Here is a 26333-nt window from a genome sequence, read left to right on the forward strand (position 1 = left end):
GGGTGGGGGTGAAGCCCTCCTCGGCCAGTGCGTCGGAGGCGGCCTGCAGCAGCGGCAGCGCCATCAGCGCGCCGATGCCCTCGCCGGCGGTGATCTGCTGGTCGTGCAGGGCGGTGAGGGTCAGCCGGTCGTAGGCCTTGGCCAGCGCCGGCTCACCGGTCACCTGGCCGGCCCGCCACCACTCCGGCGCGCGGAAGGAGATCCGCTGGGCGACCAGCGCGCAGGCCGCCGAGACCACGCCGTCCAGCACCACCGGCAGCTTGCGCACGGCGGCCTGCAGCAGGAACCCGGTGATCGCCGCGAAGTCGGCGCCGCCGGTGGCCGCGAGCAGCGCCAACTGGTCGCCGAGCACCGGGCGGGCGCGTCGCAGCGAGTCGCGGATCGCGGCGCACTTGACCATCCAGATCCGGTCGTCGATGCCCGAGCCGCGTCCGCAGACCGCGGCCGCGTCGGTGCCGCACAGGGCGCCGATCAGCACGGCGGCGACCGTGGTGGAGCCGACCCCCAGGTCCCCCAGGACGATCAGGTCGGTGCCGAGGTCGGCCTCCTCGTCGGCGATGGCCATGCCGGCCGCGAAGGCGGCGGCGGCCTCGGCCGGCGTCAGCGCGTCCTCGAGGTCGATGCGGCCCGAGCCGCGGCGCACCCGGTAGCGGCTGACGTCGGCGGGGAACTCGTCCGGCGCCGCGTCGACGGCCAGGTCGACCACCCGCAGCTCGGCGCCGAAGCGCCGGGCCAGCCGGGCGACCGGCGCGCTGCCGTCCAGCACCGCGTGCACCCGGTGCACGGTGCCCGCCCCCGGGGCCGGGCGCGAGACGCCCAGCGACGCGATGCCGTGGTCGCCGGCGAAGAGCAGCACCTTGCTGGCGGTCAGCGCGCGCACGGGGGAGCGGCCCTGCACGGAGGCCAGCCAGCTGCCCAGCTCCTCCAGCCGGCCGAGCCCGCCGTGCGGCTTGTCCAGGGCGAGCCAGCGCTCCTCGGCCGCCCGGCGCGCCGTGTCGTCGGGGCGCTCGACGAGCGAGGCGAAGGTATCGAGATCCACGGTGGTGTCCATCGGGCGGAACATTACCAACCGCCGCTCAGGCTGTCCGGGTCGCGGCGGGCCCAGCCTGGACGGTGGCGGCCCCGGCCGGGCCGCCGGCGGCGGCGCCGGCGTCCGGCTTGATCGTCAGCACCTGCCCGGCCACCACCAGCAGCACCCGGTCGCTGGCCTCGGCGACGGCCATGTTGAGCAGCCCCAGGCAGTCCCGGAAGCGCCGCCCGGCGACGGTGGCCGGCACCACGCCCATCCCCACCTCGTTGCTGACCGCGATCACCCGGCGCCCGGTCAGCCGCCACGCCTCGGCCAGCTCGGCGCACCGCCGGCGCACCGCGGGCTCGCCCCTCGACTGCCAGCTCTCCTCGTTCCAGGCGTCCGCCTCGTCCATCACCGTGCTGAGCCACAGGGCCAGGCAGTCGATCAGCACCGGCGCCGGGTCGGTGTCGTCGGCCAGCACCCGCTCCAGGTCGCAGGTCTCGCTGGTGCGCCAGTGCGCCGGCCGGCGCTCGCGGTGCAGCGCGACGCGCCGGGCCCACTCCGGGTCGCCGCCGCGGGTGCCGCTGGTCGCCACGTACAGCACGTCACGGTGGTCGGCCAGCAGCTGCTCGGCCCGGGTGGACTTGCCGGAGCGGGCGCCGCCGAGGATCAGGGTGCGAGTCATGGGGTCATCCTGGCGCACCGGGGTTGAGCGCCGTGGCGGCGGGCAGCCTGATCCCTGCGCGGTAGCCTGCCCGAACGGCAGGTCAGCGATCAGGGAGGAGCCGGGCATGGTCTTCACGTGGCGGTACGAGGCGGCGGACGGGGCGGTCATCACGCCGGCCGGCGGGATCGAGGAGTTCTCCAACCAGGGCGACGCGGAGTCCTGGATCGGCGAGGAGTGGAAGCAGCTGCTCGCGGACGGGGTCGAGAAGGTCGTCCTGCTGGAGGACGGCCGGGAGATCTACCCGATGAGCCTGCGCGAGAGCTGAACCCGCGGGCCGCGTGGCGGCCGGTGCTGCGGTGCCTGGTGGCGCTACTTGCCGCCCACCAGGTGCAGCAGCGCGGCGACCTGGCGGTAGGGGTCCTCGCGGCCGGCCCGGTCCTCGGCCTCCAGCAGCTGTCCCAGCTGCCGGCCGTCCACCGGGGCCGCGTGGTCCGGCATCGCGTCGGTGAAGACCCGCACCCCGTACCAGTGCCGCAGCGGCACCGCGACCTCGCGCAGCGTGGTGCTCAGGTCCGCCAGCCGGTCGGCGCGGGCGGTCAGGCCCAGCCGGTTGGCGTAGTGGTCGGAGTCGAAGGCCTGCAGCGCGGCCCGCCAGTCGCCGGTCAGCCCGGCCCGCATGGCCAGCGCGTCCCGGTTGCGGGCCACCAGCGAGAGCAGGCCGCCGGGGGCGAGCATCCGGGCCAGCGAGGCGATCAGCGGGTCCGGGTCGGGCAGGTACATCAGCACGCCGTGGCAGAGCACGACGTCGAAGCTGCCAGGGCCGAACCAGCGCCCGCAGTGGTGGCCGTCCCCGCTCAGCAGGCGCACCCGCTCGCGGACCTCGGGCGGCTCGGCGCAGAGCAGCGCGTGCGCGGCGCCCAGGGTGACCGGGTCGGAGTCCAGCCCGGTGACCAGGTGGCCGGCCCGGGCCAGGCGCAGCGCCTGGGTGCCCTGGCCGCAGCCGACGTCCAGCACCCGCAGCGGGGCCACCGCCGCCCGCTCGCCGAAGTGCGCCGCGATCCGCTCGTGCAGCTGGCGGGCCACCATCTCCTGGCGGACCAGGTTGTGCAGGCCGCCCTGCCGCTCCAGCCAGGCACCCGCGCCGCCGGCGAAGGAGCCGCTGCGGGCCGGCAGACCGGCCCCGCCGTACCCGTGCGGCGGCCCGGCGGGCGCCGACTCGTACGGCTCGCGCTCGTACGGCTGGCGCTCGTACGAGGAGCGGTCGTGCTCCCCGCCGGTCTGCCCGGGCAACGCGTACCGACCGGTCCCCGCAGGGGCGGGGGACCAGTCGTACGGCAGCGGCTGGGCGGTCAGGGGTGCTCGCCCCGCTTCACCTGCGGCTTGGGCAGCCGCAGCCGGCGCATCTGCAGCAGGCGCATCAGGGCGTAGCCGACGGCGCCACGGGTGTTCTGGCCCGGGAACCGGTTGGCCAGCGCCTTGCGCAGGCCCAGGCCCAGGCGCAGGAAGTCCAGCACCACCAGGACGAAGAAGAGCAGGAAGAGCAGCGTGGAGAGGACCTGCAGGGACTGCACCTGGGCCAGGCTGAGCACCAGCACCAGCACCGCGAACGGCAGGAAGAACTCCGCCAGCGACCAGCGGGAGTCCACGTAGTCACGGGCGAAGCGGCGCACCGGGCCCCGGTCGCGACCGGGCAGCGCCCGCTCGTCCCCGTTGAGCAGCGCCTGGCGCTGCTTCTCGCGCTCGGCCCGCATCCGCTCGCGCGACTGCTTGGCAGCCGCCTTGCGGTCCTTGGGAACCGTCACACGGGTGCGACGGTTCGCCTGGGCGTCGATGCGCTTGGGCGTCGGGCGGCCCTTCTTGGCCTGCGGGTCGCGGGCCTGGGTCGCGTCATCCTGCTCGGCCAGCGCGGTGGCGGAGGAGGGGGCATCATCTGAACGGCGTCGGAACACATGACAAGCGTACGTGCTGGCCGCGGTGTCCCCTCGGTGCCGCAGGAACCGAACCGGTATCGATCCCGCACGTCAGCCCGGCAGGCCAGGGGCGGCCCTGAGGAGGGTGGGGCCGCGGATCCACCCAGGGGATGAGGTGGAGGACCCATATCCGTAGCAGTCTTGTTGCAGGTAGGTGTACTGCGGTGATGGCCCCGCTGCACATACACTCGCACTAGATTTGGTACGAGATAGAAACCGCAGGCCGGAGAAGGGGGCACCCGAGGCCCATGAGCGACGGAATCATGAAGCGTATGGGGCTGATCTTCAAGTCCAAGGCCAACAAGGCCCTGGACCGTGCAGAAGATCCGCGCGAAACGCTCGACTACTCGTACCAGAAGCAGCTTGAACTGCTGCAGAAGGTGCGCAGGGGCGTGGCGGACGTCGCCACCTCGCGCAAGCGTCTGGAGCTGCAGCTGACCCAGCTCCAGCAGCAGTCCGCCAAGTACGAGGACCAGGGCCGCAAGGCGCTGTCGCTCGGCCGCGAGGACCTCGCACGCGAGGCGCTCACCCGCAAGTCGGCGATGCAGTCGCAGATCAACGACCTGGAGGTGCAGTACCAGCAGCTCCAGGCCGAGGAGGAGAAGCTCACGCTCGCCTCCCAGCGACTGCAGGCCAAGGTGGACGCCTTCCGCACCAAGAAGGAGACCATCAAGGCCACCTACACCGCCGCCCAGGCGCAGACCAGGATCGCGGAGTCCTTCTCCGGGATCTCGGAGGAGATGGGCGACGTCGGCCTGGCGATCCAGCGGGCCGAGGACAAGACCGCGCAGATGCAGGCCCGTGCCGGTGCGATCGACGAGCTGCTCGCCTCGGGCGCGCTCGACGACTCCAGCGGTCTGGGTCGCAAGGACGACATCGAGGCCGAGCTGGAGCGGGTGGCCGGCGGCAGCGACGTCGAGCTGGAGCTGGCCCGGATGAAGGCCGAGCTCGGTGGCGGCTCCGGTCCGGCGGCGATCGAGCAGGGTCACGGCGGTGGCGCCGCGCAGCCGCAGGGTGGCCAGGCGCAGCAGGACACCCCGCCGCCGACCATCAACTACCACAAGTAAGAGCGCCCGTTTCGACAGCAGGGAGAAACGCCACATGATCATGAGGATCATGGGTGAGGGCCAGTTCCAGGTGGGGGACGAGCACCTGAACCGGCTGAACCAGCTCGACGACGAGCTGCTCACCGCTCTGGACTCGGGGGACGAGTCGGCTTTCCAGAGCGCCCTGGGCCAGCTGCTCGCGGCGGTCCGTGAGGTCGGCAGTGCGGTGCCGGACGACTCGCTCGAGCCGTCCGACCTGATCCTGCCGGACGAGGGCGCGACCATCGACCAGGTCCGCGAACTGCTGCGGACCGAGGGCGACGGGCTGATTCCGGGTCTGCCGGAGTAGGCGGCCACCACGCGTGAGGGGCGGCACCCGACGGGTGCCGCCCCTCACGCGTGGGCCGGGCCGGTGGGCGGGACCCGGGCCAGGCGCCCCGGTCCCGCCCGGCGCCGCTACGGCAGCGCCAGCATCCGGTCCAGCGCGGCCTTGGCGTACTTCTCGGTCTGCGGGTCCACCGTGATCACGTTCGGCACCCGTCCCTCGACCAGCGACTCCAGCGCCCAGACCAGGTGCGGCAGGTCGATGCGGTTCATCGTCGAGCAGAAGCAGACCGAGCGGTCCAGGAAGGCGATCTCCTTGTCCGGGTGCGCCTTGGCGAGCCGGCGGACCAGGTTGAGCTCGGTGCCGATCGCCCACTTCGAGCCGGGCTCGGCGGCCTCCAGGGCCTTGATGATGAACTCGGTGGAGCCGACCTGGTCGGCGGCGGCGACCACCTCGTGGCGGCACTCGGGGTGCACCAGCACGGTCACGCCGGGGATCCGCGCGCGGACCTCCTCGACCGAGTCCACGGTGAAGCGGCCGTGCACCGAGCAGTGCCCGCGCCACAGGATCATCTTGGCGTCCCGCAGCTGCTGGACGGTCAGGCCGCCGTTCGGCTTGTGCGGGTTGTAGAGCACGCAGTCGTCCAGCGAGAGGCCCATCTCGCGCACCGCGGTGTTGCGGCCCAGGTGCTGGTCGGGCAGGAAGAGCACCTTCTGCCCCTGCTCGAAGGCCCACTCCAGGGCGCGCTTGGCGTTGGAGGACGTGCAGATGGTGCCGCCGTGCTGGCCGGTGAAGGCCTTGATGTCGGCGGAGGAGTTCATGTACGAGACCGGGACGGTGACGTCCACCACGCCCGCCTCGGTGAGCACGTCCCAGCACTCGGCGACCTGCTCGGCGGTGGCCATGTCGGCCATCGAGCAGCCGGCCGCCAGGTCCGGCAGGATCACCTGCTGGGCGGGACCGGTGAGGATGTCCGCGGACTCGGCCATGAAGTGCACGCCGCAGAAGACGATGTACTCGGCCTCCGGGCGGGCCGCCGCGTCGCGGGCGAGCTTGAAGGAGTCACCGGTGACGTCGGCGAACTCGATGACCTCGTCGCGCTGGTAGTGGTGGCCCAGGATGAAGACGCGGTCGCCGAGCTCCGCCTTGGCGGCGCGGGCGCGCTCGACCAGGTCCGGGTCGGAGGCGGGCGGCAGGTCGCCGGGGCACTCCACGCCGCGCTCGCTGTTCGGGTCGGCCTGGCGGCCGAGCAGGAGCAGGGCGAGCGGCGTCTGGGTCGGCTCGGCGAAGCTGGTGTCAACGGTGGTGGTCACGGGCGGGTGCCCTCCTGTGCGGCCGGACACTCCCAGCCTTCTCGTCTATCTGACGCTATCTATCATAACTCGTTCGCGTCACTCTGACGATGGACATCGTGTCGATGTGACGCGATCGTCTCGACAGGACGTCCTCCCAGCCGAGCGGCCCCTCGGGGGTGCGCGGGGTCGCCGTGCCGGGCCCGCGGGGCGTGGGCGCCGAGCCCGCAGAGCGTCCGCGCCCGGCCCGGAAGCGGGCTCGAAGCCGGCTGGAGAGGGGCCGGGCCGAAGAAACGATCAACCCGGTCGCCGACAGTGGACTGAGCAGCGGACTCCGGGAGAATGGACCGGTAAGCGCGCCCGAGCCCGATCCGTGGAGACCCCGCACCGATGAGCACCAGCAGACCGTCCGACCCGGGCGGTGTCTCCCTCGACGAGACCGACCGGCTGCTCCTGGCCCACCTGGGGCGGGACGGGCGGGCCTCCTATGCCGAGATCGGCCTGCTCGCGAACCTCTCCGCCACCGCCGTGCGCCGCCGCATCGACCGGCTGCGGTCCCGCGGCGTGGTGCGCGGGTTCACCGTGGTGCTCGACCCGGAGCTGCTCGGCTGGCAGACCGAGGCCTTCGTCGAGGTCTACTGCCGCGAGCGCACCGCGCCCGAGGAGATCCTGGCCAGTCTGCGCCAGTTCCCCGAGGTGGTCGCGGCCTGGACGGTCACCGGCGACCCGGACGCGCTGGTCCATCTGCGCGCCTCGGACACCCGCCACCTGGAGGCGGTGATCGAGCGGATCCGCCGGGAACCCGGCGTCCAGCGCAGCCGCAGCTCGGTGGTGCTCTCCCGGCTGATCGGCTGATCGGCCGACCGCGGGCCGACGCAGGAAAGCTGCGCGCCCGGCGCCGAACACGCTCGAAAGCTGCCCGAACCGGCGGGTTCGGACGCGCGGGCGCAGCCGCCTGCTGCCTAGGCTGATCAGCAGTTCACAGCCGAAGGAGCACCCCGTGAGTACGGCACCCCACCGCATGCACCAGCCCGACAACGAGCTCGTCGACCTCGTCTTCGGCTACATGCGCGAGCGTCTCCAGTACGACCCGGTGCCGCTCGACCACCCCGGCGACGGCGAGCAGCTGCGCGCGCACCTCGCGGGCCTGCTGAACGAGCACGGCAACGCCCCCGCGGACGTGCTCAAGCTCTACGACCACGAGCTGTCGCGCGCGGTGATCTCCGCCGACAGCCCGCGCTACCTCTCCTTCATCCCGTGCGCGCCCACCAAGGCCGCCCTGCTCTTCGACATGGTGGTCTCCTGCGCCTCGCTGCAGGGCATCTCCTGGCTGGAGGCGGCCGGCGCGATCGCCGCCGAGAACCAGGTGCTGCGGCTGATAGCGGACCGCGCCGGTCTGCCGCAGTCCGCCGGTGGCACCTTCGTCTCGGGCGGCTCGGCGGGCAACCTCTCCGCGCTGGTGGTGGCCCGGGACACCGCCCGGCGCCGGCTGGGGGTCGGCCCCGAGGCCCGGCTGCGGATCGCGGTGGCCGACCAGGTGCACTCCTCGGTCAAGAACACCTTCAACATCATCGGCGTCGAGGCGTTCAAGGTCCCCACAGTGGACCGCCGCTTCACCGGCGAGGCGCTGCGCGCGGCGCTGGCCGCGGACCCGAACCCGGAGACGGTGATCGCGGTGGTCGGCACCGCCGGGACCACCAACGAGGGCATCATCGACGACCTGCAGGGCCTGTCCGAGGTCACCCGCGAGCGCGGCCTGTGGTTCCACGTGGACGGCGCCTACGGCGGCGCGGGCCTCTTCGCCCCCTCGGTGCGCGAGCGCTACAACGGCATCGAGCACGCCGACTCCTTCGTCGTCGACCCGCACAAGTGGCTCTTCGCGCCCTTCGACTGCGCCGCGCTGGTCTACCGCGACCCGCGGCTGGCCAAGTCGGTGCACACCCAGGACGCCGGCTACCTGGACGTGCTGCACCACGAGGGCGACGAGTGGAACCCCACCGACTACGCCTACCACCTCACCCGCCGGGCCCGCGGCCTGCCGCTCTGGTTCTCGCTCGCGGTGCACGGCACCGCGGCCTACACCGACGCGATCGAGGCCGGCCTCACGCTGGCCCGCGAGAGCGCCCAGCTGATCCGCGAGACCGAGCACCTGGAGCTGCTGCACGACCCGCAGCTCTCCGCGGTCTGCTTCCGCCGCACCGGCTGGAGCGAGCAGGAGTACTACGCCTGGTCGCAGCGCCTGCTCGCGGACCAGGTCGGCTTCGTCACGCCGACCGGCTGGGACGGCGAGACCGTCGCCCGGTTCGCCTTCCTGCACCCGGGCACCACGATGGAGATGGTCCGCGAGATCCTCGACACGATGGCCTGAGCACCACCGGCGTCCGTCCGCCCGCCCGTCCGCCCGCCCCGGGTGGGCGGGCGCCTCACAGGAAGGCGCCGTTGGGCAGGTACGGCGCCGGCGGGCGCATGCCGCGCAGCGCCAGGAAGCCGGCGTTGCGCAGGCTCAGGCCCAGCTCCAGGCCGACGTCCACCGCCCACTCCTGCTCGGCGGTGGCGAACCTGAGCACCGCGTCGGTGCCCTGCGGCACCCGGGCCAGCGCCTCGCGCAGCAGCCGCACCGCGAGCCGGCGCGAGGTCGCCGCCAGCAGCTTCACCTCGCCGCCCAGCCGGTAGCAGTAGCCGCTGCCGGCCAGGGTGTCGGCGATCAGCAGCTCGTCGTAGTGGGCCAGCATGAAGTCGTGCTCGGGCCCGTGCGCCGCGCCGCGCAGCCGGCGGTCCACCGAGTCCAGCAGGTGCCGGTGGCCGGCGTTGCCCGGGTGGACCGGGATGTCCCCGGCGTCCAGCAGCCCGGCGCGGTCCACCGGGCCCTCCAGGCGCATCGTGGGGTGCAGCGTGAAGCCGGCCCTGCGGTAGCGACGGACGGCCGCGGGGTCGTCGGAGGAACCGATCATCCCGCGCAGGCAGCCGCGGCCGTGTTCGGCGGCCCGGTCCAGCAGCAGCCGGCCCACCCCCTTGCCCTGCGCGTCCGGCAGGACCGCCAGCAGGCACAGGATCCAGACCCCCTCGCGCCGCACCGAGAGGGCGAAGCCCACCGCCCGGCCGTCCTCCTCGGCCAGCCAGCAGCCGTCCGGGTCGGTGGCCGCCAGGTGCCGGGTACGGGCCAGCTGCAGGACGGTGGCGGCCGGCGCCGGCGGGTCGGCGGGCGCGCCCGGCGGGACGCCGAAGGCGGCGGTGCTGATCTCCAGGACGGTCTGGGCGTCGGCCTGGCTGTCACGGACTCGGCGGAGCATCATCGGACCATCCTGGCTGGCGGCGGGCCCGGTCCGCCCCCCGTTCGGTGGATCCGTCCCCCGCGCGTCCGCGGCCCGGTGAGCGGCCGGCCGCGGCGCTCGGACGATGACCGGTGCCCGGCTGTGTGCGAGCATGGGTGTACCGGGACGCGGACGAGCGCTGAGCGAAGGCCGCCCAGGTAACACGGATCAACTGCCCGGAATCAATCCGGGCGGCCGCTGGTTGGCACTGGCGGCAGTTTGTCGTCACAGACCGGGAGTAAGCAGATGACCGTCCAGGACGAGAAGACCACCGTCGAGAGTGGTCTGCTCCTTACCGATGCCGCCGCGGCCAAGGTCAAGGGCCTGCTGGATCAGGAGGGCCGCGACGACCTCGCGCTGCGCGTCGCCGTGCAGCCCGGTGGCTGCTCGGGCCTGCGGTACCAGCTCTTCTTCGACGAGCGCTCGCTCGACGGCGACGTCGTCAAGGACTTCGACGGCGTCAAGGTCGTCACCGACCGGATGAGTGCCCCCTACCTCGGCGGCGCCACCGTCGACTTCGTGGACACCATCGAGAAGCAGGGCTTCACGATCGACAACCCGAACGCGACCGGCTCCTGCGCCTGCGGCGACTCGTTCAGCTAGTCGGCCGGTCGGCCCGGCCGGTTCACCCGGCCCAGCCCGGCCCAGCCCACGAGGCGGCCCCCGGAATCCTCCGGGGGCCGCCTCGTCGTCGTTCCGTCGCCGGTTCGGCCGCGCGAGCCCGGGCGCGGGAGTTCGGTTGCCGGGGCTCAGTTGCCGGAGCTGACCGGGCCGCCGTTGGGCACCGCCTCCAGCGGCACGTCCGCGCCGGTGGCCAGGTCGACGACCGCGCGGCCCTGCAGCGCGTGCCCGAGGTCGGCGGTCGCGCCCTGCTGCTTCTCCAGCGCCGGGCAGGCCTCCCCGGCCGGCGCGCTCTGCGTGATGACCACCCGCACGCCCACCTGGCCGGCCTTGCTCTCGTCGACCTTCACCCCGTACTTGGCGCAGACCCCGGCGAAGAAGAAGACCGTCAGCTGGTTGTTCTGGGTGAGGTAGCTGACCGGCTTGATCGGGGTGAGCGCGATGCCGCCGTGCGGCGGCGGGCTGCCGGGCGCCGGGGTGCTCGTGGGCCGGCCGGGCGCGGGCTGGACCGGCGTCGGCGCGGTGGCAGGCCCGGTCGGCGCGGTCGAGGTGGTGGAGCCGCCGCCGTTCGTCGCGCCGCCCGTCGAGCCGCCCGAGCCGGTACCGGGCGAGGCGCCGTCGCTGGGCGTGGCGCCGGCGGCCGGGGCCGAGGGGCTGGAGGAGTCGGCGGGCGCGCTGGGCGCCGCGCTGCTCGCACCCGTCGAGGGGGAGGCCGCCGAGACGCCCGCACTCGCCTTCGAGCCGCCGGAACTGCCGCAGGCGCTGACCGTCGCGGTGACGGCCAGCAGCAGCGCGGCGGCCACCACGCTGCGCCGGCGCCGACCGGTGCGGGTCACGGTGGAGCGGTGCTGCGGCTCGGTGGTGGTGTTGTCGTCCATGGTGCGACGTCCTCCAGAGTTCTACGGATCCCTACGGCAGCTGTGGCTGCGCGGATGTGACGTGGCACGGGGGGATCCGGTTCCCGGCGGCGGAGGAGGCTGCCGGGGGAGGGCGTCGCACGGCTCGCGGATGCGGGTGGGGGGACGGGATCAGAGGCCGAACTCCGCCATCCCGGCCACCAGGTCCCGGGTCCTGGCGGGCACCGAGATGCTGCCGACGGCCCGGCTGACGGGCTCCGGACCGGTGGCCAGCACCGGCCAGAACAGGCCCATCCGCCGGGAGGAGTCCAGCAGGGCGTCGAGGGTGTCCGGATCGGCCTCGCCCAGCAGGGCGCCGGGGACCTGGACGGGGGAGTGGCTGGGCAGCATGTGATGCGCTCCGATCGACGGCCGCGGCCTCGTCGCCGCGGGCGCGGGCCGGGGCGGAGTCGCCCGCCGCAGCCCGTTCTGATCGCGACCCTAGGCCGCCCGGCGGGACCCGGCCAGCCCTACCCGCAGGTAGTCGCCCCGACGGCGGGAAATCGTCCCCCGCCGCTTGACGCCGACCGCGCCGCGTGCAAATCCGGTGGGAGGCGTCGGCTCGGACCGGCCCTGGACGGCGGGCGGTGGCCGGTATCGTGGCGGGGTTGCCCCGCCTTCCCCTACCGAGGAGCCCATCCGTGCGCATCGCCGTCGCCGGTTCGATCGCCACCGACCACCTGATGACCTTCCCCGGCCGCTTCGCCGGCCAGTTGGTCGAGGAGCAGCTGCACACCATCTCGCTCTCCTTCCTGGTCGACACCCTCGACATCCGGCGCGGCGGGGTCGCGCCGAACATCGCCTACGGCATGGGCCTGCTGGGCCTGCGCCCGATCCTGGTGGGCGCGGCCGGCGCCGACTTCGAGGAGTACCGCTCCTGGCTGCAGCGGCACAACGTGGACACCGCCTCGGTGCACATCTCCGAGACCCGGCACACCGCCCGGTTCATGTGCACCACCGACGAGGACCACAACCAGATCGCCTCCTTCTACACCGGGGCGATGGCCGAGGCGCGCAACATCGAGCTCAAGCCGATCGCCGACCGGGTCGGCGGCCTGGACCTGGTGCTGATCGGCGCCGACGACCCGCAGGCGATGGTGCGGCACACCCAGGAGTGCCGCACCCGTGGCTACGCCTTCGCCGCCGACCCCTCGCAGCAGCTGGCGCGCCTGGAGGGTGACGACATCCGCGAGATCGTGGACGGCGCCACCTACCTGTTCAGCAACGAGTACGAGGCCGCGCTGATCGAGACCAAGACCGGCTGGAGCGCGGCCCAGGTCCTGGAGCGGGTCGGCACCCGGATCACCACGCTGGGCAGCAAGGGCGTGCGGATCGAGCGCCGCGGCGAGCCGGTCATCTCGGTGCCGTGCGCCCCCGAGCTGAAGAAGGCCGACCCGACCGGGGTCGGCGACGGCTTCCGGGCGGGCTTCCTGGCCGGCCTCTCCTGGGAGCTGGGCCTGGAGCGGGCCGCCCAGATCGGCTGCATGCTCGCCACCCTGGTGATCGAGACGATCGGCACCCAGGAGTACGAGCTGCGCAGCGGCCACTTCGTGGAGCGTTTCGCGGCCGCCTACGGCGAGGCGGCCGCCGCCGAGCTGCGCGGCAAGCTCGGCTGACGCCGGCCGGCCCGCGCGGACCTCAGGAGGTCCGGCGCACCAGGTAGGCCGAGCCCCGGTCGGCGCCGAAGTCGGCGGCCGGGGCCTCGCCCTCGTAGGCCTGGCCGCGCATCTCGCACCAGGCGGGGATGTCCAGCCGGGCGGCCTCGTCGTCGGCCAGCACCACCACCGGGTCGCCGGGCGCCACCTCCCCGATCCGCTTCGCCAGCTCGATCACCGGCAGCGGGCACCGCTTGCCCAGCGCGTCGATGACGAGTGGTGCTTGCCGGGCAGCCGCGGGGGGAGCCGCAACGGCCAGCTCCAGCCCCAGGGGCGCGCGGACGGTGGCGACCAGGTCGGGCAGGACCGCCAGGAAGCGGTCCACCTCGGCCGACGTCACGTCGAGGGGCAGCGAGAGGCGCACGTTGCCCTCGGTCAGTACGCCCATCGCGGCCAGCACGTGACTGGGGGTCAGCGTGCTCGACGTGCAGGAGGAGCCGGAGGAGACCGCGAAGCCGGCCCGGTCCAGCTCGCTCAGCAGCACTTCGCCGTCCACGTAGAGGCAGGAGAAGGTCACCAGGTGCGGCAGCCGGTGCACCGGGTCGCCGACCACCTCCACCTCCGGGACCAGCTGCGGCACCCGGGCCCGGATCCGCTCCACCAGCGCGCGCAGGTGGGCGTCGCGCTCCCGGGCCTCGGCCCGCACCGCGCGCAGCGAGGCCGCCGCCGCCACGATCGCCGGCACGTTCGGGTACCCCGGCACCCGGCCGCCCTCGCGCTCGTCGACCGGCAGCGGCGAGTTGAACCGCACGCCCTTGCGCACGGCCAGCACCCCCACGCCGGCCGGCCCGCCCCACTTGTGCGCGCTGGCGGCCAGCAGCGACCAGCCGGCCGGGACCGGCAGCCGGCCGGCGCTCTGCGCCGCGTCCACCAGCAGCGGCACCCGGTCCGGTCCCGCGGCCGCCAGCAGCGCGGCCACCTCGGCGACCGGTTGCACGGTGCCGACCTCGTGGTTGGCGCTCTGCAGCACCGCGAGCGCGGTGTCGGGGCGCACGGCGGCGGCGAAGCGCGCGGCGTCCACCCGGCCGAGCCGGTCCACGCCCACCGAGGTCAGCTCGCCGCCGTCCGCCTCGTGCCGCTCGGCGGTGTGCAGCACGCTGGAGTGCTCGACCGCGCTGTGCACCAGGTGACGGCCCGTCCGGCGCCGCCCGCGCAGCGCGCCCAGCATGCCCAGCTGGACCGCCTGGGTCCCGCCGGTGGTGAAGGACACCTCGTCCGGCCGGGCGCCGAGCTCCTCGGCCACCGTCCGGCGCGCGGCGTCCAGCAGCATCCGGGCCTGGCGGCCCGACCGGTAGAGCCGCGCGGGGTCGGCCCAGCCCTCGTCCAGGGCGGCGATCAGCGCCTGCCGGGCGACGGGATGCAGGGGAGTGGTGGAGGCCACGTCGAAGTAGGACACGTTCGCCACCGTAGCGGGGTCTCACGGCCTGTCAGCCGACCACCGTTCGGGTACGGTTTTTGTCCGGTTCGTCCGGCCTCGACGGGCCGTCACCCGGTTGCCGCAAAGCCGTCCCCCGATCGGGTGTACGGACCCCGAAAGCCCACGATGACCTGCGAGTCCGCCCTTGCCGGGGCTGATCGGGTAGCGGGGCGGCGCGTTACCGGGACCTGCCCGTCAGGGGCGCATAAGGCTGGAGTAGGGTTTGGCCCGCATAAGCATTCAAACCGTGCCCGTGGACGGGTCGCAGGGGGACGCACCGTACTCCCCGGGACGACGCGATCGCGGGCGAGACTTCGGGAAGGCGCTACGTGAGTCCCAACGGCTCCGACCGCTCGCCGCGGCGCACGATGCGGCGGAAGCTGCCTCAGGCGCTGGCACTGGGCCTCGTCATCGCGACCGCCACCGGCTGCTCGGCCAACGACCTCCCCAGGCTTGGCCTCCCGAGCCCCGTCACCACGACTGGACATCTCGTCCTTCAGATGTGGCAGGGCTCCTGGATCGCGGCACTGGTGGTCGGCGCACTGATGTGGGGTCTGATCATCTGGAGCGTGATCTTCCACCGGCGCAGCCGCACCGGTGTCCAGATCCCTCCGCAGACCCGGTACAACGTGCCCATCGAGGCGCTCTACACCGCGGTCCCCATCGTCATCGTGTCGGTCCTCTTCTACTTCGTCGCGCGCGACGAGGCGACCCTGACGCAGACCTCGGCCAAGCCGCAGCACTACGTCAACGTGGTCGGCTTCCAGTGGAACTGGGCGTTCAACTACGAGAACACCGAGAACCCGGACCCGACCAGCACCACCGCCGCCTACGACGTGGGTACGCCGGCGAACCTCCCCACGCTCTGGCTGCCGATCAACGAGTCGGTCCAGTTCCGCCTGACCTCCCGTGACGTGATCCACGACTTCTGGCCCATCAACTTCCTGATGAAGATGGATGTCGTGCCGGGCGTGGTCAACAAGTTCGAGGTCACCCCGACGGTGCTCGGCACCTTCGACGGCAAGTGCGCCGAGCTGTGCGGTCAGGACCACGACCGGATGCTCTTCAAGGTGAAGGTCGTCTCGCACGACGACTACGTCGCTCACCTGCAGCAGCTTCGGGCCATCGGCCAGGCCGGCGCGTTGCCCTCGGGCATCACGACCATGGGAAGTGAAGAGAAGTGACCATCCTCAACGAGCCCGCCGCCGCCGGCGGAGCACACGGGGGCACCGTCACGGCCGGCGGAGCCAAGCGCACCCGCAAGCCGGGCGCCACCATCATCAAGTGGCTGACCACCACCGACCACAAGACGATCGGCACGATGTACCTCGGTACCTCGTTCGCGTTCTTCCTGATCGGTGGCATCCTGGCGCTCGTCATGCGCGCCGAGCTGGCTCGTCCCGGGACCCAGATCCTGTCGAACGAGCAGTTCAACCAGGCGTTCACCATGCACGGCACGATCATGCTGCTGATGTTCGCGACGCCGCTCTTCGCCGGTTTCGCCAACTGGATCATGCCGCTGCAGATCGGCGCCCCCGACGTCGCCTTCCCGCGGCTGAACATGTTCGCCTACTGGCTCTACCTGTTCGGCTCGCTGATCGCGGTGGGTGGCTTCCTCACCCCGCAGGGCGCGGCCGACTTCGGCTGGTTCGCCTACTCCCCGCTCTCCGACGCCGTCCGCTCGCCGGGCATCGGCGCCGACATGTGGATCATGGGTCTGGCCTTCTCCGGCTTCGGCACGATCCTCGGTGCGGTCAACTTCATCACCACCATCATCTGCATGCGCGCCCCCGGCATGACGATGTTCCGGATGTCGATCTTCGTCTGGAACGTCCTGCTGACCGCCGTGCTCGTGCTGCTGGCCTTCCCGGTGCTCGCCGCCGCGCTGTTCGCCCTGGAGGCGGACCGCAAGTTCGGGGCCCACGTCTTCGACCCGGCCAACGGAGGGGCGTTGCTATGGCAACACCTCTTCTGGTTCTTCGGTCACCCCGAGGTGTACATCATCGCGCTGCCGTTCTTCGGCATCGTCTCCGAGATCATCCCGGTCTTCAGCCGCAAGCCGATGTTCGGCTACTCCGGCCTGATCGCCGCGACCATCGGCATCGCCGGTCTCTCGGTGACGGTCTGGGCGCACCACATGTACGTCACCGGCCAGGTGCTGCTGCCGTTCTTCTCGTTCATGACCTTCCTGATCGCGGTCCCGACCGGTGTGAAGTTCTTCAACTGGGTCGGCACCATGTGGAAGGGCAGCCTGAGCTTCGAGACCCCGATGCTCTGGACGGTCGGCTTCCTGGTGACCTTCCTCTTCGGTGGTCTGACCGGTGTGCTGCTGGCCTCCCCGCCGATCGACTTCCACGTCTCGGACTCGTACTTCGTCGTCGCCCACTTCCACTACGTGGTCTTCGGCACCGTCGTCTTCGCGATGTTCGCCGGCTTCCACTTCTGGTGGCCGAAGATGTCCGGCAAGATGCTGGACGAGCGCCTGGGCAAGATCACCTTCTGGACGCTCTTCATCGGCTTCCACGCCACCTTCCTGGTGCAGCACTGGCTCGGCGCGGAGGGCATGCCCCGCCGCTACGCCGACTACCTGGCCTCGGACGGCTTCACCACCCTGAACACCGTCTCGACCATCGGCTCCTTCCTGCTCGGCCTGTCGATCCTGCCGTTCCTCTACAACGTCTGGAAGACCGCCAAGTACGGCGAGAAGGTCGAGGTCGACGACCCGTGGGGCTACGGCCGCTCGCTGGAGTGGGCGACCTCCTGCCCGCCGCCGCGGCACAACTTCCTCACCCTGCCGCGGATCCGGTCGGAATCCCCGGCGTTCGACCTGCACCACCCGGACATCGCCGCGCTCGACTACCTGGAGCTGCACGGCCACCTGGCCAAGCACCTCGAGGGCGTCATCCCCGCCGAGTACGACCAGGCCGAGCCGGTCAAGACTGAGAAGAAGAAGGGCGACGCCTGATGAAGGAGCAGGGCAAGATCTTCGCGGGCTTCGCCGCCTTCATCCTGATCATGGCCGTCGTGTACGGCGTCTGGACCACCCACAGCGCCCTCGGCACGGAGGCGGCCGGCACCACGGCCCTCTTCCTGGCCTTCGGGCTCTGCGCCTTCATCGCCTTCTACCTGGGCTTCACGGCCCGCCGGGTGGACCTGGGCGCGGGCGACAACCCCGAGGCCGAGGTCTCCGACGACGCCGGCGAGATGGGCTTCTTCGCCCCGCACAGCTGGCAGCCGCTCTCCCTGGCGATCGGTGGCGCGCTGGCCTTCCTGGGCGTCATCTTCGGCTGGTGGCTGATGTACTGGGCCCTGCCGATGATCCTGATCGGCCTCTACGGCTGGGTCTTCGAGTTCTACCGCGGTGAGAACCGCAACCAGTAGTCCCGGTCCCGGCACGACGGCGGCAGGCCCCCTCCTCGGAGGGGGCCTGCCGCCGTTTCCGCCTCTTCTGCTGCGGCGACCGGGTGGTGACCTCACTCGGGCGGGTGCAGCGGGGTGCGCCCCCGGGGCCGAGGTGCGGTGATGTTCCTACGATCTGAAACATCGTCCGAACCTCAGGAGGTTCCGGTGGCCGACAGCAGTGCAGCAGGGCGGGAGAAGAGGACGGACGAGCGGCGTCCAGGGCGCCGGGCGCCCGTGTGGTTGGCGCTCACGCCGTTGCTGATGGGCCCGCTCGCGGCCTGTTCGGGCGGCGGGGGCTCGGGCGCGGGCGCGGGCGCGGCGATAACGCCGCCGCGAGTGGTCGACGCGGCGCACCTGGTCCATACCTCGCCGGTCCGCGACGCGGAGCCCGGCAAGCCGTTCACGGTGACCGCCGAGTCCGGCGACACCGTCACGGACGTCACCCTCACCGGCCCGGACGGCCGGCAGGTGCCGGGCGTGCTGGAGGCCGGCGGACACGGCTGGCACAGTGCCGGGCCGCTCGCCCCCGGCACCCGCTACACCGCGGTGATCGCCGCCGCGGACGGTGACGGCGCGCGCGGTGAGATGACCGCCGTGGTGAGCGTGAAGGCCGCGGCCAAGCTGCTCAACGCCGCCCTCGGCCCCGACCTGGGCCAGGAGGTCTACGGGGTCGGCGAGCCGCTCACCGTGCAGCTCTCCGAGGAGGTCAAGGACCCCGCCGCCCGCCAGCAGGTGGAGCGCGCGCTCACGGTGGTCTCCAGCCCCGCGGTGACCGGTGCCTGGTACTGGGTGGACAACAAGAACCTGCACTTCCGGCCCAAGGACTTCTGGCCGGCCAACACCCGGGTGAAGCTGACCTACGACGCCCAGGGCCGCTCGATCGACGGCTCGATGTACGGCGGTTCGCTCTCCACCGTCTCGTTCCGCACCGGTGACCGGGTGGAGGCGCTGGTCGACGCCTCCAGCGACCAGCTGACCTTCAAGCGCAACGGCGAGGTGGTCAACACCATCCCGGTGACCACCGGCAAGCCCGGCTTCGACACCCGCAACGGCATCAAGGTCGTGCTGGGCCAGGAGCGGGTGGTGCAGATGAGCAGCGAGACGATCGGCATCGCCAAGGGCAGCAGCGAGTCGTACGACCTCAAGGTGGAGTGGGCCACCCGGGTGACGTGGAGCGGCGAGTACGTGCACGCCGCGCCGTGGTCGGTCGGCTCGCAGGGCGTGGAGAACGTCAGCCACGGGTGCACCGGGATGAGCACCGACAACGCCAAGTGGTTCTTCGAGCAGACCCGGGTGGGCGACATCGTGCAGGTGGTCAACAGCCAGGGGCACGCCATGGAGCCGTTCGGCAACGGCTTCGGCGACTGGAACCTGAGCTGGGACGCCTGGTTGAAGGGCAGCGCCCTGGGCCAGGCGATCGACACCAGCGGTCCGGCGCCGAGCGCGCAGAGCGCGGCCACCCTGCGGCCCGAGGTCTGAGGCGGCCGCGCTCCGGGCCGGCCCGGCCCATCTCGGCTCGGCCCGGCTCAACCCGGCCCGGCTCAGGTCCGGTAGACGAGGTCCAGCGCACCGCCGACGGCGCGCTGGGCCTCCTCGCGTGACAGGCCCAGCCGCAGCGCCCGCTCGGCGTACTCGACGGCCGCGGCGGTCGCCAGCCGGTGCGCGGCGTCACCGGAGGCGGCCACCAGGGTGCCGCGCCGGCCGTGCGTCTCCACCACGCCGTCCGCCTCCAGCTCCCGGTAGGCGCGGGCCACCGTGTTGGCGGCCAGCCCCAGCTGCTCGGCCAGCGCCCGGACGGTCGGCAGCTTCAGGCCGGCCGGCAGGGTGCCGGCCCTGGCCTGCTCGGCGATCTGCGCGCGCAGCTGCTCGTAGGGGGGTGTGGCGGCGGCGTGGTCGATGCTCAGCTGCACGGTGCGCTCTCCTCGCGGGACGGGGCAGGGGGACGGGGACGGGGGACGGAAGGCGGGGCGGGGACGCCAAGGGCCCCCGCCCGGCAGTGCCGGGCAGGGGCCCTCAGGTGGCTGACAGCACGTCAGCAGGAGCGGGGATCAGTGGTGGCCGTGGCCGCTGGTGATCTCCTGGTGCTCCTCGACGGTCGGCTTGGGGATCTGGTTGCCCTCACCGAAGTAGCTCTCGGAGAGCTTGGCCCGGGTCTTGTCCAGAACACCGACCTTGCGGGCGACACCGTTCTCGTCGGTCTCGGCCGGCAGCTCGACCGGCTCGTACTGGTCGTGCGAGGTGAGCGTGTGCAGCGTCGCCTGCGGGAGCTGGGCGTGCACCTCGATGAACTCACCGTGCGGCAGCCGCTTGATGACGCCGGTCTCGCGACCGTGCAGCACCTTCTCCTTGTCGCGGCGCTGCAGGCCCAGGCACCAGCGCTTGGTGACGAAGAAGACGATCAGCGGCACGACGAACGAGCCCACCCGCACGAAGTAGGTGATGTCGTTCAGCGAGAGGTGGAAGTGCGTCGCGATGAGGTCGTTGCCACCACCGGCGAGCAGCACCAGGTAGAGGCTGATCCAGGCGGCGCCCACCGCGGTGCGCACCGGGGCGTTGCGCGGGCGGTCCAGGATGTGGTGCTCGCGCTTGTCGCCGGTGATCCACGACTCGATGAAGGGGTAGACCGCGAGCGCGACCAGGACCAGCGGGAAGACCATCAGCGGGATGAACACACCCAGGTTGAGGGTGTGGCCCCAGGCCCGGATCTCCCAGCCCGGCATGACGCGGATCAGACCCTCGGCGAAGCCCATGTACCAGTCGGGCTGCGCGTCGGTGGAGACCTGGTCGGGACGGTAGGGGCCGTAGGCCCAGACCGGGTTGACCGAGGCGATCGCGGACATCGCCGCGATGATGCCGAAGACCAGGAAGAAGAAGCCGCCGGCCTTGGCCATGTAGACCGGCATGAGGGGCATGCCGACCACGTTCTTCTCGGTCTTGCCCGGGCCCGCCCACTGGGTGTGCTTGTGGTAGAAGACCAGGATCAGGTGCGCCACCAGCAGGCCGAGCATGACGCCCGGGATCAGCAGCACGTGGATGGTGAAGAACCGCGGCACGATGTCGGTGCCGGGGAACTGCCCGCCGAAGAGGAAGAACGAGATGTAGGTGCCCACCAGCGGGACGGCCAGGATCGCGCCCTCCATGAACCGGATACCGGTGCCGGAGAGCAGGTCGTCGGGCAGCGAGTACCCGAGGAAGCCGTCGAAGAAGCCCAGGAAGAGCAGCAGGAAGCCGAAGATCCAGTTGATCTCGCGGGGCTTGCGGAAGGCGCCGGTGAAGAAGACGCGCATCATGTGCACGAACATCGCGGCCACGAAGACGATCGCGGCCCAGTGGTGGATCTGGCGGATCAGCAGACCGCCACGGACCTCGAAGCTGATGTCCAGCGTCGAGGCGTAGGCCTCGGAGACCCGGATCCCGTCCAGCGGCGCGTAGCTGCCGTGGTAGATGACCTCGCCCATGCTCGGCTTGAAGAAGAGCGTGAGGTAGACACCCGTGAGGATGATGATGATGAAGGTGTAGAGGCAGATCTCACCGAGCATGAAGGACCAGTGGTCCGGGAAGATCTTGCGCAGGTTGGACTTGGCCAGGGTGTAGATCCCCAGCCGGCCGTCCACCCAGTCCGCGGCGGCCTCACCCTTGTTGGCGGGCTTGGCGCGGGTGCTGGCCGGGGGGGCCTGCTTGGTGCTGTTCGCGGAACTCATGCGCTGCGCTCCCAGAAGCTCGGGCCGACGGGCACGGCGAAGTCCTGTGTGGCCACCAGGTAGCCGGAGGCATCGGTGGTGATCTTCAGCTGCGGCAGGGGGTGCCCGGCCGGGCCGAAGATGACGCGAGCGCCGTCCGACAGGTCGAAGGTCGACTGGTGGCAGGGGCAGAGCGCGTGGTGGGTCTGCTGCTCGTAGAGGCTGATCGGGCAGCCGACGTGCGTGCAGATCTTCGAGTAGGCGAGCACGCCCTCGAAGCCCAGGTCGCGGGACTTGTCGTCCTTGATGTCCGCCGGCTCGATCCGGATCAGCATCAGGGCGTCCTTGGCGATCGCCTCCTGGAAGTCCACGTCGTGGTCCTGGAGACCCTCCGGACGCAGCGGGGAGGGACCCGGCTTGGCGAACGTCAGCGAGCCGACCGTGATGTCCTCGGGCTTCATCGGCTCGTTGGTGTTCATGTTCACCAGGCGGATCGGCGCGGCCGGGGTGGCCTCGTCCCAGCCGGTGTGGTCCAGCTTCGTCTCGGGCAGCGGCCCGAGGTCGCGCAGCAGCACCACGCCGGAGAGCGGCACCAGGGCCATCGAGCCGATCAGGGTGTTGCGGATCATCTTGCGGCGGCCGAAGCCGGACTCGGCGGCGCCGGTCTTGAACTGCTCGATGACGTCCGCGCGGACCTCGTCGTCGGCCTCGATCGCGTGGCGCTCGGCCGGCATCTCGACGTCCGACATCAGGGTGCGGGCCCAGTGGACCGCGCCCGCGCCGATGCAGAAGAGCGCCACACCCAGGGTCATGCCCAGCGCGAAGTTCAGCGCGCTGATGTGACCCAGCGGGAAGATGTAGACGATCTTGTCCGGGTCGATCGCCACGTACGAGGCGATGAAGCCGACGGTGGCCAGCATCGAGGTGACGAAGAGCAGCGACACCTGTCGCTCGGCCCGCTTGGCGGCCCGCTCGTCGATGTCGGTCCGCCGCGGGTGGTGGGCCGGCAGGCCCGGGTCCGCGAACGGGTTGTCGGCCACGGCCGCCTCGCCACTGGCGTGGGAGAGGCCGTCTTCGGTGGCGCCGTGCGCCCCCGGCAGCTTGTCGTCTGACATGTCGTGGCTCATGACTTCTTGGCCTTGGTGGTGTGGGCGGCGACCCAGATCGCGATGGCGATCAGGGCACCGAGACCGAAGATCCAGCCGAACAGGCCCTCGGTCACCGGACCGAGACTGCCCAGCGACAGACCACCGGGGTTGGGCGCGTCGTTCGCCTGGTACCGGACGAACGCCACGATCTGCTGCTTCTGCTGCTCGGGCATCGTGGTGTCGGGGAAGGACGGCATGTTCTGCGGGCCGGTCTGCATGGCCTCGTAGATGTGCTTCGGGTCGACGTTCTCCAGCGTCGGGGCGTACTTGCCCTGCGTCAGGGCACCACCCGCACCGGCGAAGTTGTGACACTGCGAGCAGTTGGTGCGGAACAGCTCGCCACCCCTGGCGATCGCGTCCACCTCGGTGGAGGTGTACTGCTCCTTGGTCGGCGTCACCGGGCCCGGGCCCAGCGAGGCGACGAAGGCGGCCATCTGGTCGATCTCGGCCTGGCTGTAGATGTTCCTCTTGGCCGGGACCTGGGCGCCGGGCTGCTGTGCGGGCATCCGACCGGTGCCGACCTGGAAGTCGACGGCGGCGGAACCCACGCCCACCAGGCTCGGGCCGTCACTGCTGCCCTGGCCGTTGAGGCCGTGGCAGGAGGAGCAGCCCACGGCGAAGAGCTTCTTGCCCTCGTCGATCGCGAGCGACTGCGCGGAGGTGTCGGCCTGGGCCTTCTCGGCGGGCGCGAACGCGGCGTACAGCCCCCCGGTGGCCGCGAGGGCGAAGAGTAGGACGACCAGCGCCGCCAGTGGGTGGCGCCGTCGTGCGGAGAGCTTTTTCACGGAATAACCCCGGTGTCAGGATCTGGTCGGCTGGTGGTGGGCCAGGCGCCGTTGGGCGTCGGCAGGGGATCGGCACGAGCGATGGACCCGGAGCCGGTGAGGGCAGCGGGTCCGGCCGGCGGCCAGCGACCTGATCGGCTACTTGATCAGGTAGATGGTCGCGAAGAGGCCGATCCAGACCACGTCGACGAAGTGCCAGTAGTACGACACGACGATCGCCGCGGTGGCCTGCTCGTGCGTGAACCGCTTGGCGGCGTAGGTCCGCCCCAGCACCAGCAGGAAGGCGATCAGACCGCCCGTCACGTGCATCCCGTGGAAGCCGGTGGTCAGGTAGAACACCGTGCCGTACGGGTCGGAGGACAGCGAGAGGCCGTCGTTCTTCACCAGCTCGGTGTACTCGAAGATCTGGCCGCCGATGAAGATCGCGCCCATCACGAACGTGATCGAGAACCACGACCGCAGCTTCTTCACGTCACCGCGCTCGGCGGCGAAGACGCCGAGCTGGCAGGTGAGCGAGGAGAGCACCAGGATCGTGGTGTTCACGGAGGAGAAGGGGACGTTGAGGGCATGCGCCTTCTCGGCCCAGAAGTCTGGTCCCTTCACGGATCGAGCCGTGAAGTACATCGCGAAGAGGGCCGCGAAGAACATCAGCTCGGAACTCAGCCAGACGATGGTTCCGACGCTGGTCATGTTCGGTCGGTTGACCGATCCATGAGCGTGCCCGGTTTCTGTTGCTGTTGCTGTCGCCACGACCGACATTATGTCGGTCCCTTATTCCGTCTTCACGCCGGGGGGTCTCCCTCGGAGTGTCCGGTGCGTGCGGTATGCCCGGATGGCCGCGCGGACGACGGCGCGAGCCGGCCCCGGCGGCCCGACCAGGCGTGATTCCCGCACCGGTGCGACTTTTCTGATGGCAGGTTCGGGTCGACCACCCGTCTGCCGGGCGCGTCCTGACGGCGGGCGGGGCCGGGCTGGGGTAGGAGGTGAGCCGTACGGGTGGTCTGTGCCCCCGAGGGTGACGGCCACTCCTCCGGGTGGGTGACACCCCGTCGGCTCGCCGCGGTGGTGCCGCGTGTCGGCCGCCCACCGACGGTATCCGGAAGAGATCGCGCCGCACGCTCACCGGGACGGGTGATCGGGAGTAGCATCCGGAAGTGGTGGACGTGGTCCGGATCACATTCGCGCCCCGCCCTGCCGCGGAGGCTCGCGACGGAGCGGGGCACCTTGTCTGAACACCTGGGAGCAGGGCCGATGACGCACACGAGCGACGAGACAGTCACCGTTCTCGTCTACAGCGACGACCGCAACACTCGCGCGCAGGTCACCGAGGCGCTCGGCCGCCGGCCCGCCGCCGACCTGCCCGAGCTGACCTACCTGGAGTGCGCGACCACCCCGGCCGTGCTCCGCGCCCTGGAGAAGGGCGGGATCGACCTCTGCATCCTGGACGGCGAGGCCGTCCCGGCCGGCGGTCTGGGGCTGGCCCGCCAGGTGAAGGACGAGATCTACGGCTGCCCGCCGGTGCTGGTGCTGATCGGGCGCCCGCAGGACAGCTGGCTGGCCGCCTGGAGCCGGGCGGACGCGGCCATCGCGCACCCGGTCGACCCGATGGCGCTGGCCGAGTCCACCGCCACCCTGCTGCGCGCCCGGCTCGGCGCGCGCAGCCTCTCGCGCTGACGACGCGCCGCGCGGGTCACCGCCCGCGCTGACCGCGCCGACGACGCGCCGCGCGGGTCGCCCCACCGGGGTGGCCCGCGCGACGGCGTCCCGAGGGTCGGACAAGGTCCGTCCCGCCGGTCGGAACGCGGGAGGACACGGCCGCGGGCGGGCCGTCTCAGCAGGAGAGAAGGGTCGCGCGGGGCAGGACGGCGGCCGGTGCCCGATCGCTAGGCTGGCAGCGTTCTCCGGGGCCGCGGGCCCCTCGGCGCTACACGGACGCGAGCTGGAGTCGGCCATGGTGAATGTGAACCCTGCGAACGGCGGTCAGGACCCCGCGCAGGTGGTCAGCACCTGGCCCGACATCCTGAGCACGCTGCTGGACGGCTCCGACCTCGCGCAGGCCGAGGCGGCCTGGGCGATGGACCGGATCATGAGCGGCGAGGCCAGCGGGGCCCAGGTGGCCGGCTTCATGGTCGCGCTGCGGGCCAAGGGCGAGACGGTCGACGAGGTGCTGGGTCTGGTCGAGGCGATGTACGCCCACGCCGAGCCGCTGCACATCCCGGGACCCGCGGTGGACATCGTGGGCACCGGCGGCGACCGGGCGAAGACCGTCAACATCTCCACCATGTCGGCCATCGTCGCGGCCGCGGCCGGCGCCAAGGTGGTCAAGCACGGCAACCGGGCGGCCTCCTCGGCGAGCGGCTCCTCCGACGTGCTGGAGCGCCTGGGGATCCGGCTGGACCTGGACGCCCGGCGGGTGGCGGAGGTGGCCGAGGAGGTCGGGCTGACCTTCTGCTTCGCGGCCAGGTTCCATCCCGCGATGCGGCACGCCGCTCCCGCCCGCCGTGACCTGGGGGTGCCCACCGCCTTCAACATCCTCGGTCCGCTGACCAACCCGGCCAAGGTGACGGCGCACGCGGTCGGCTGCTTCGACACCCGGCTGGCGGGCCTGATCGCCGGCGTGCTGGCGCGGCGCGGCTCCAGCGCGCTGGTCTTCCGCGGCGACGACGGCCTGGACGAGCTGACCGTCTGCTCCACCTCGCAGGTCTGGGTGGTGCGCGGCGGGGAGGTCACCGAGGTGACCCTGGACCCGCGTGAGCTGGGCATCGAGCTGGTCGGCCTCGAGAAGCTGCGCGGTGCGGACGCCGGCTACAACGCGGACGTGGCCCGCCGGGTGCTGGCCGGCGAGCGCGGCCCGGTGCGCGACGCCGTGGTGCTGAACTCGGCGGCGGCCCTGGTCGCGCTCGACCTGACCGAGGCCCCGCTGGTGGAGCAGCTGGCGACGGCGATGGTCCGCACCGCGGCCGCCATCGACACGGGCGCGGCGCAGGACACCCTCAAGCGCTGGGCCGAGGCCACCGCGCGCTGAGCGAGCCCCGACGGGCCGGCACCGGACATCGGTGCCGGCCCGTCGCGCCGTCCGCCGTCCCACCACTGGTCCGAATGGCGG

General features: G+C 72.0%; 27 protein-coding genes. 13 read left to right on the top strand and 14 right to left on the bottom strand.

Features of this window, described 5'->3' with window-relative positions; genetic code table 11:
* A partial coding sequence (locus ABD323_RS21625; protein WP_344443487.1) for a nicotinate-nucleotide--dimethylbenzimidazole phosphoribosyltransferase occupies positions 1 to 1051 on the bottom strand: 1051 nt, incomplete at its 3' end.
* A 25-nt stretch (positions 1052 to 1076) separates the two neighbouring features.
* Positions 1077 to 1697, bottom strand: coding sequence for a bifunctional adenosylcobinamide kinase/adenosylcobinamide-phosphate guanylyltransferase (gene cobU / locus ABD323_RS21630; RefSeq protein ID WP_425556100.1), 621 nt, complete (start codon positions 1695 to 1697; stop codon positions 1077 to 1079).
* 106 nt (positions 1698 to 1803) lie between these two features.
* On the opposite strand from cobU, the gene ABD323_RS21635 reads away from it, so the two are divergent.
* A complete protein-coding gene (locus ABD323_RS21635) occupies positions 1804 to 2004 on the top strand; it encodes a hypothetical protein (RefSeq protein WP_344443488.1) in 201 nt (66 codons plus the stop codon).
* 44 nt (positions 2005 to 2048) lie between these two features.
* Here ABD323_RS21635 and ABD323_RS21640 read toward each other — a convergent pair whose 3' ends face one another.
* Positions 2049 to 2765, bottom strand: coding sequence for a class I SAM-dependent methyltransferase (locus ABD323_RS21640; RefSeq protein ID WP_344443526.1), 717 nt, complete (start codon positions 2763 to 2765; stop codon positions 2049 to 2051).
* A gap of 263 nt (positions 2766 to 3028) precedes the next feature.
* Positions 3029 to 3628 carry a DUF3043 domain-containing protein gene (locus tag ABD323_RS21645; RefSeq protein WP_344443489.1) on the bottom strand — a complete coding sequence of 200 codons (600 nt, stop codon included), beginning with the start codon at positions 3626 to 3628 and terminating at the stop codon, positions 3029 to 3031.
* A 284-nt stretch (positions 3629 to 3912) separates the two neighbouring features.
* On the opposite strand from ABD323_RS21645, the gene ABD323_RS21650 reads away from it, so the two are divergent.
* Positions 3913 to 4716 carry a PspA/IM30 family protein gene (locus ABD323_RS21650; RefSeq protein ID WP_344443490.1) on the top strand — a complete coding sequence of 268 codons (804 nt, stop codon included), beginning with the start codon at positions 3913 to 3915 and terminating at the stop codon, positions 4714 to 4716.
* 34 nt (positions 4717 to 4750) lie between these two features.
* Positions 4751 to 5044 carry a PspA-associated protein PspAA gene (pspAA, locus tag ABD323_RS21655; protein ID WP_344443491.1) on the top strand — a complete coding sequence of 98 codons (294 nt, stop codon included), beginning with the start codon at positions 4751 to 4753 and terminating at the stop codon, positions 5042 to 5044.
* Between the two features lie 107 nt (positions 5045 to 5151).
* On the opposite strand, the gene nadA is transcribed toward pspAA, so the two are convergent.
* Complete coding sequence (gene nadA, locus ABD323_RS21660; protein WP_344443492.1) at positions 5152 to 6333, bottom strand: quinolinate synthase NadA; 1182 nt, start codon at positions 6331 to 6333, stop codon at positions 5152 to 5154.
* 369 nt (positions 6334 to 6702) lie between these two features.
* Here nadA and ABD323_RS21665 point away from each other — a divergent pair, with 369 nt between their 5' ends.
* Positions 6703 to 7167: an Lrp/AsnC family transcriptional regulator gene (locus ABD323_RS21665; protein WP_344443493.1), complete on the top strand. Its 465-nt coding sequence runs from the start codon at positions 6703 to 6705 to the stop codon at positions 7165 to 7167.
* Positions 7168 to 7312: 145 nt separating this feature from the next.
* Positions 7313 to 8680 carry a pyridoxal phosphate-dependent decarboxylase family protein gene (locus ABD323_RS21670; protein ID WP_344443494.1) on the top strand — a complete coding sequence of 456 codons (1368 nt, stop codon included), beginning with the start codon at positions 7313 to 7315 and terminating at the stop codon, positions 8678 to 8680.
* A gap of 55 nt (positions 8681 to 8735) precedes the next feature.
* On the opposite strand, the gene ABD323_RS21675 is transcribed toward ABD323_RS21670, so the two are convergent.
* Positions 8736 to 9605, bottom strand: a complete 870-nt coding sequence (locus tag ABD323_RS21675) for a GNAT family N-acetyltransferase (protein ID WP_344443495.1) — start codon at positions 9603 to 9605, stop codon at positions 8736 to 8738.
* Between the two features lie 264 nt (positions 9606 to 9869).
* On the opposite strand from ABD323_RS21675, the gene erpA reads away from it, so the two are divergent.
* Positions 9870 to 10226 carry an iron-sulfur cluster insertion protein ErpA gene (erpA, locus tag ABD323_RS21680; protein ID WP_344443496.1) on the top strand — a complete coding sequence of 119 codons (357 nt, stop codon included), beginning with the start codon at positions 9870 to 9872 and terminating at the stop codon, positions 10224 to 10226.
* 146 nt (positions 10227 to 10372) lie between these two features.
* Here erpA and ABD323_RS21685 read toward each other — a convergent pair whose 3' ends face one another.
* Both ABD323_RS21685 and ABD323_RS21690 read right to left on the bottom strand, forming a co-directional pair.
* Entirely contained in the window at positions 10373 to 11122 is a 750-nt protein-coding gene (locus ABD323_RS21685; protein WP_344443497.1) for a hypothetical protein, read from the bottom strand.
* A 150-nt stretch (positions 11123 to 11272) separates the two neighbouring features.
* Entirely contained in the window at positions 11273 to 11491 is a 219-nt protein-coding gene (locus tag ABD323_RS21690; protein ID WP_344443498.1) for a hypothetical protein, read from the bottom strand.
* 290 nt (positions 11492 to 11781) lie between these two features.
* Here ABD323_RS21690 and ABD323_RS21695 point away from each other — a divergent pair, with 290 nt between their 5' ends.
* Positions 11782 to 12756, top strand: coding sequence for a carbohydrate kinase family protein (locus ABD323_RS21695; protein ID WP_344443499.1), 975 nt, complete (start codon positions 11782 to 11784; stop codon positions 12754 to 12756).
* 22 nt (positions 12757 to 12778) lie between these two features.
* Here ABD323_RS21695 and ABD323_RS21700 read toward each other — a convergent pair whose 3' ends face one another.
* The gene (locus ABD323_RS21700; RefSeq protein ID WP_344443500.1) at positions 12779 to 14191 is read right to left on the bottom strand and encodes a cysteine desulfurase/sulfurtransferase TusA family protein; all 1413 of its coding nucleotides are present in this window, start codon (positions 14189 to 14191) and stop codon (positions 12779 to 12781) included.
* Between the two features lie 350 nt (positions 14192 to 14541).
* Between ABD323_RS21700 and ctaC the strand changes: the two genes are divergently transcribed.
* The 4 genes from ctaC to ABD323_RS21720 all read left to right on the top strand — a co-directional run bounded on the left by ctaC (position 14542) and on the right by ABD323_RS21720 (position 19093).
* Positions 14542 to 15396, top strand: a complete 855-nt coding sequence (gene ctaC, locus ABD323_RS21705; RefSeq protein WP_344443501.1) for an aa3-type cytochrome oxidase subunit II — start codon at positions 14542 to 14544, stop codon at positions 15394 to 15396.
* Complete coding sequence (ctaD, locus tag ABD323_RS21710; protein ID WP_344443502.1) at positions 15393 to 17177, top strand: aa3-type cytochrome oxidase subunit I; 1785 nt, start codon at positions 15393 to 15395, stop codon at positions 17175 to 17177. Before ctaC ends, ctaD begins: the two co-directional genes overlap by 4 nt.
* Positions 17177 to 17593: a cytochrome c oxidase subunit 4 gene (locus ABD323_RS21715; RefSeq protein WP_344443504.1), complete on the top strand. Its 417-nt coding sequence runs from the start codon at positions 17177 to 17179 to the stop codon at positions 17591 to 17593. The genes ctaD and ABD323_RS21715 overlap by 1 nt, the downstream gene beginning before the upstream one ends.
* 282 nt (positions 17594 to 17875) lie before the next feature.
* Positions 17876 to 19093 carry a L,D-transpeptidase gene (locus tag ABD323_RS21720; protein ID WP_425556103.1) on the top strand — a complete coding sequence of 406 codons (1218 nt, stop codon included), beginning with the start codon at positions 17876 to 17878 and terminating at the stop codon, positions 19091 to 19093.
* A gap of 62 nt (positions 19094 to 19155) precedes the next feature.
* Here ABD323_RS21720 and ABD323_RS21725 read toward each other — a convergent pair whose 3' ends face one another.
* From ABD323_RS21725 to ctaE, 5 genes are all read right to left on the bottom strand, one after another.
* Positions 19156 to 19524: a GntR family transcriptional regulator gene (locus ABD323_RS21725; protein ID WP_344443507.1), complete on the bottom strand. Its 369-nt coding sequence runs from the start codon at positions 19522 to 19524 to the stop codon at positions 19156 to 19158.
* 138 nt (positions 19525 to 19662) lie between these two features.
* A complete protein-coding gene (gene qcrB / locus ABD323_RS21730; RefSeq protein WP_344443508.1) occupies positions 19663 to 21315 on the bottom strand; it encodes a cytochrome bc1 complex cytochrome b subunit in 1653 nt (550 codons plus the stop codon).
* Positions 21312 to 22409 (bottom strand): cytochrome bc1 complex Rieske iron-sulfur subunit, encoded by a 1098-nt coding sequence (gene qcrA / locus ABD323_RS21735; RefSeq protein WP_344443509.1) that lies wholly within the window; start codon positions 22407 to 22409, stop codon positions 21312 to 21314. Before qcrA ends, qcrB begins: the two co-directional genes overlap by 4 nt.
* Positions 22410 to 22417: 8 nt before the next feature.
* A complete protein-coding gene (gene qcrC, locus ABD323_RS21740) occupies positions 22418 to 23227 on the bottom strand; it encodes a cytochrome bc1 complex diheme cytochrome c subunit (RefSeq protein WP_344443510.1) in 810 nt (269 codons plus the stop codon).
* A 138-nt stretch (positions 23228 to 23365) separates the two neighbouring features.
* A complete protein-coding gene (gene ctaE, locus ABD323_RS21745; RefSeq protein WP_344443512.1) occupies positions 23366 to 23986 on the bottom strand; it encodes an aa3-type cytochrome oxidase subunit III in 621 nt (206 codons plus the stop codon).
* Positions 23987 to 24478: 492 nt separating this feature from the next.
* On the opposite strand from ctaE, the gene ABD323_RS21750 reads away from it, so the two are divergent.
* Both ABD323_RS21750 and trpD read left to right on the top strand, forming a co-directional pair.
* Entirely contained in the window at positions 24479 to 24901 is a 423-nt protein-coding gene (locus ABD323_RS21750) for a response regulator (protein ID WP_344443513.1), read from the top strand.
* Positions 24902 to 25178: 277 nt separating this feature from the next.
* The gene (gene trpD / locus ABD323_RS21755; RefSeq protein WP_344443514.1) at positions 25179 to 26252 is read left to right on the top strand and encodes an anthranilate phosphoribosyltransferase; all 1074 of its coding nucleotides are present in this window, start codon (positions 25179 to 25181) and stop codon (positions 26250 to 26252) included.
* Positions 26253 to 26333 lie beyond the last annotated feature (81 nt).

The sequence above is a fragment of the Kitasatospora nipponensis genome (assembly GCF_039528135.1).
Lineage (GTDB): Bacteria > Actinomycetota > Actinomycetes > Streptomycetales > Streptomycetaceae > Kitasatospora > Kitasatospora nipponensis.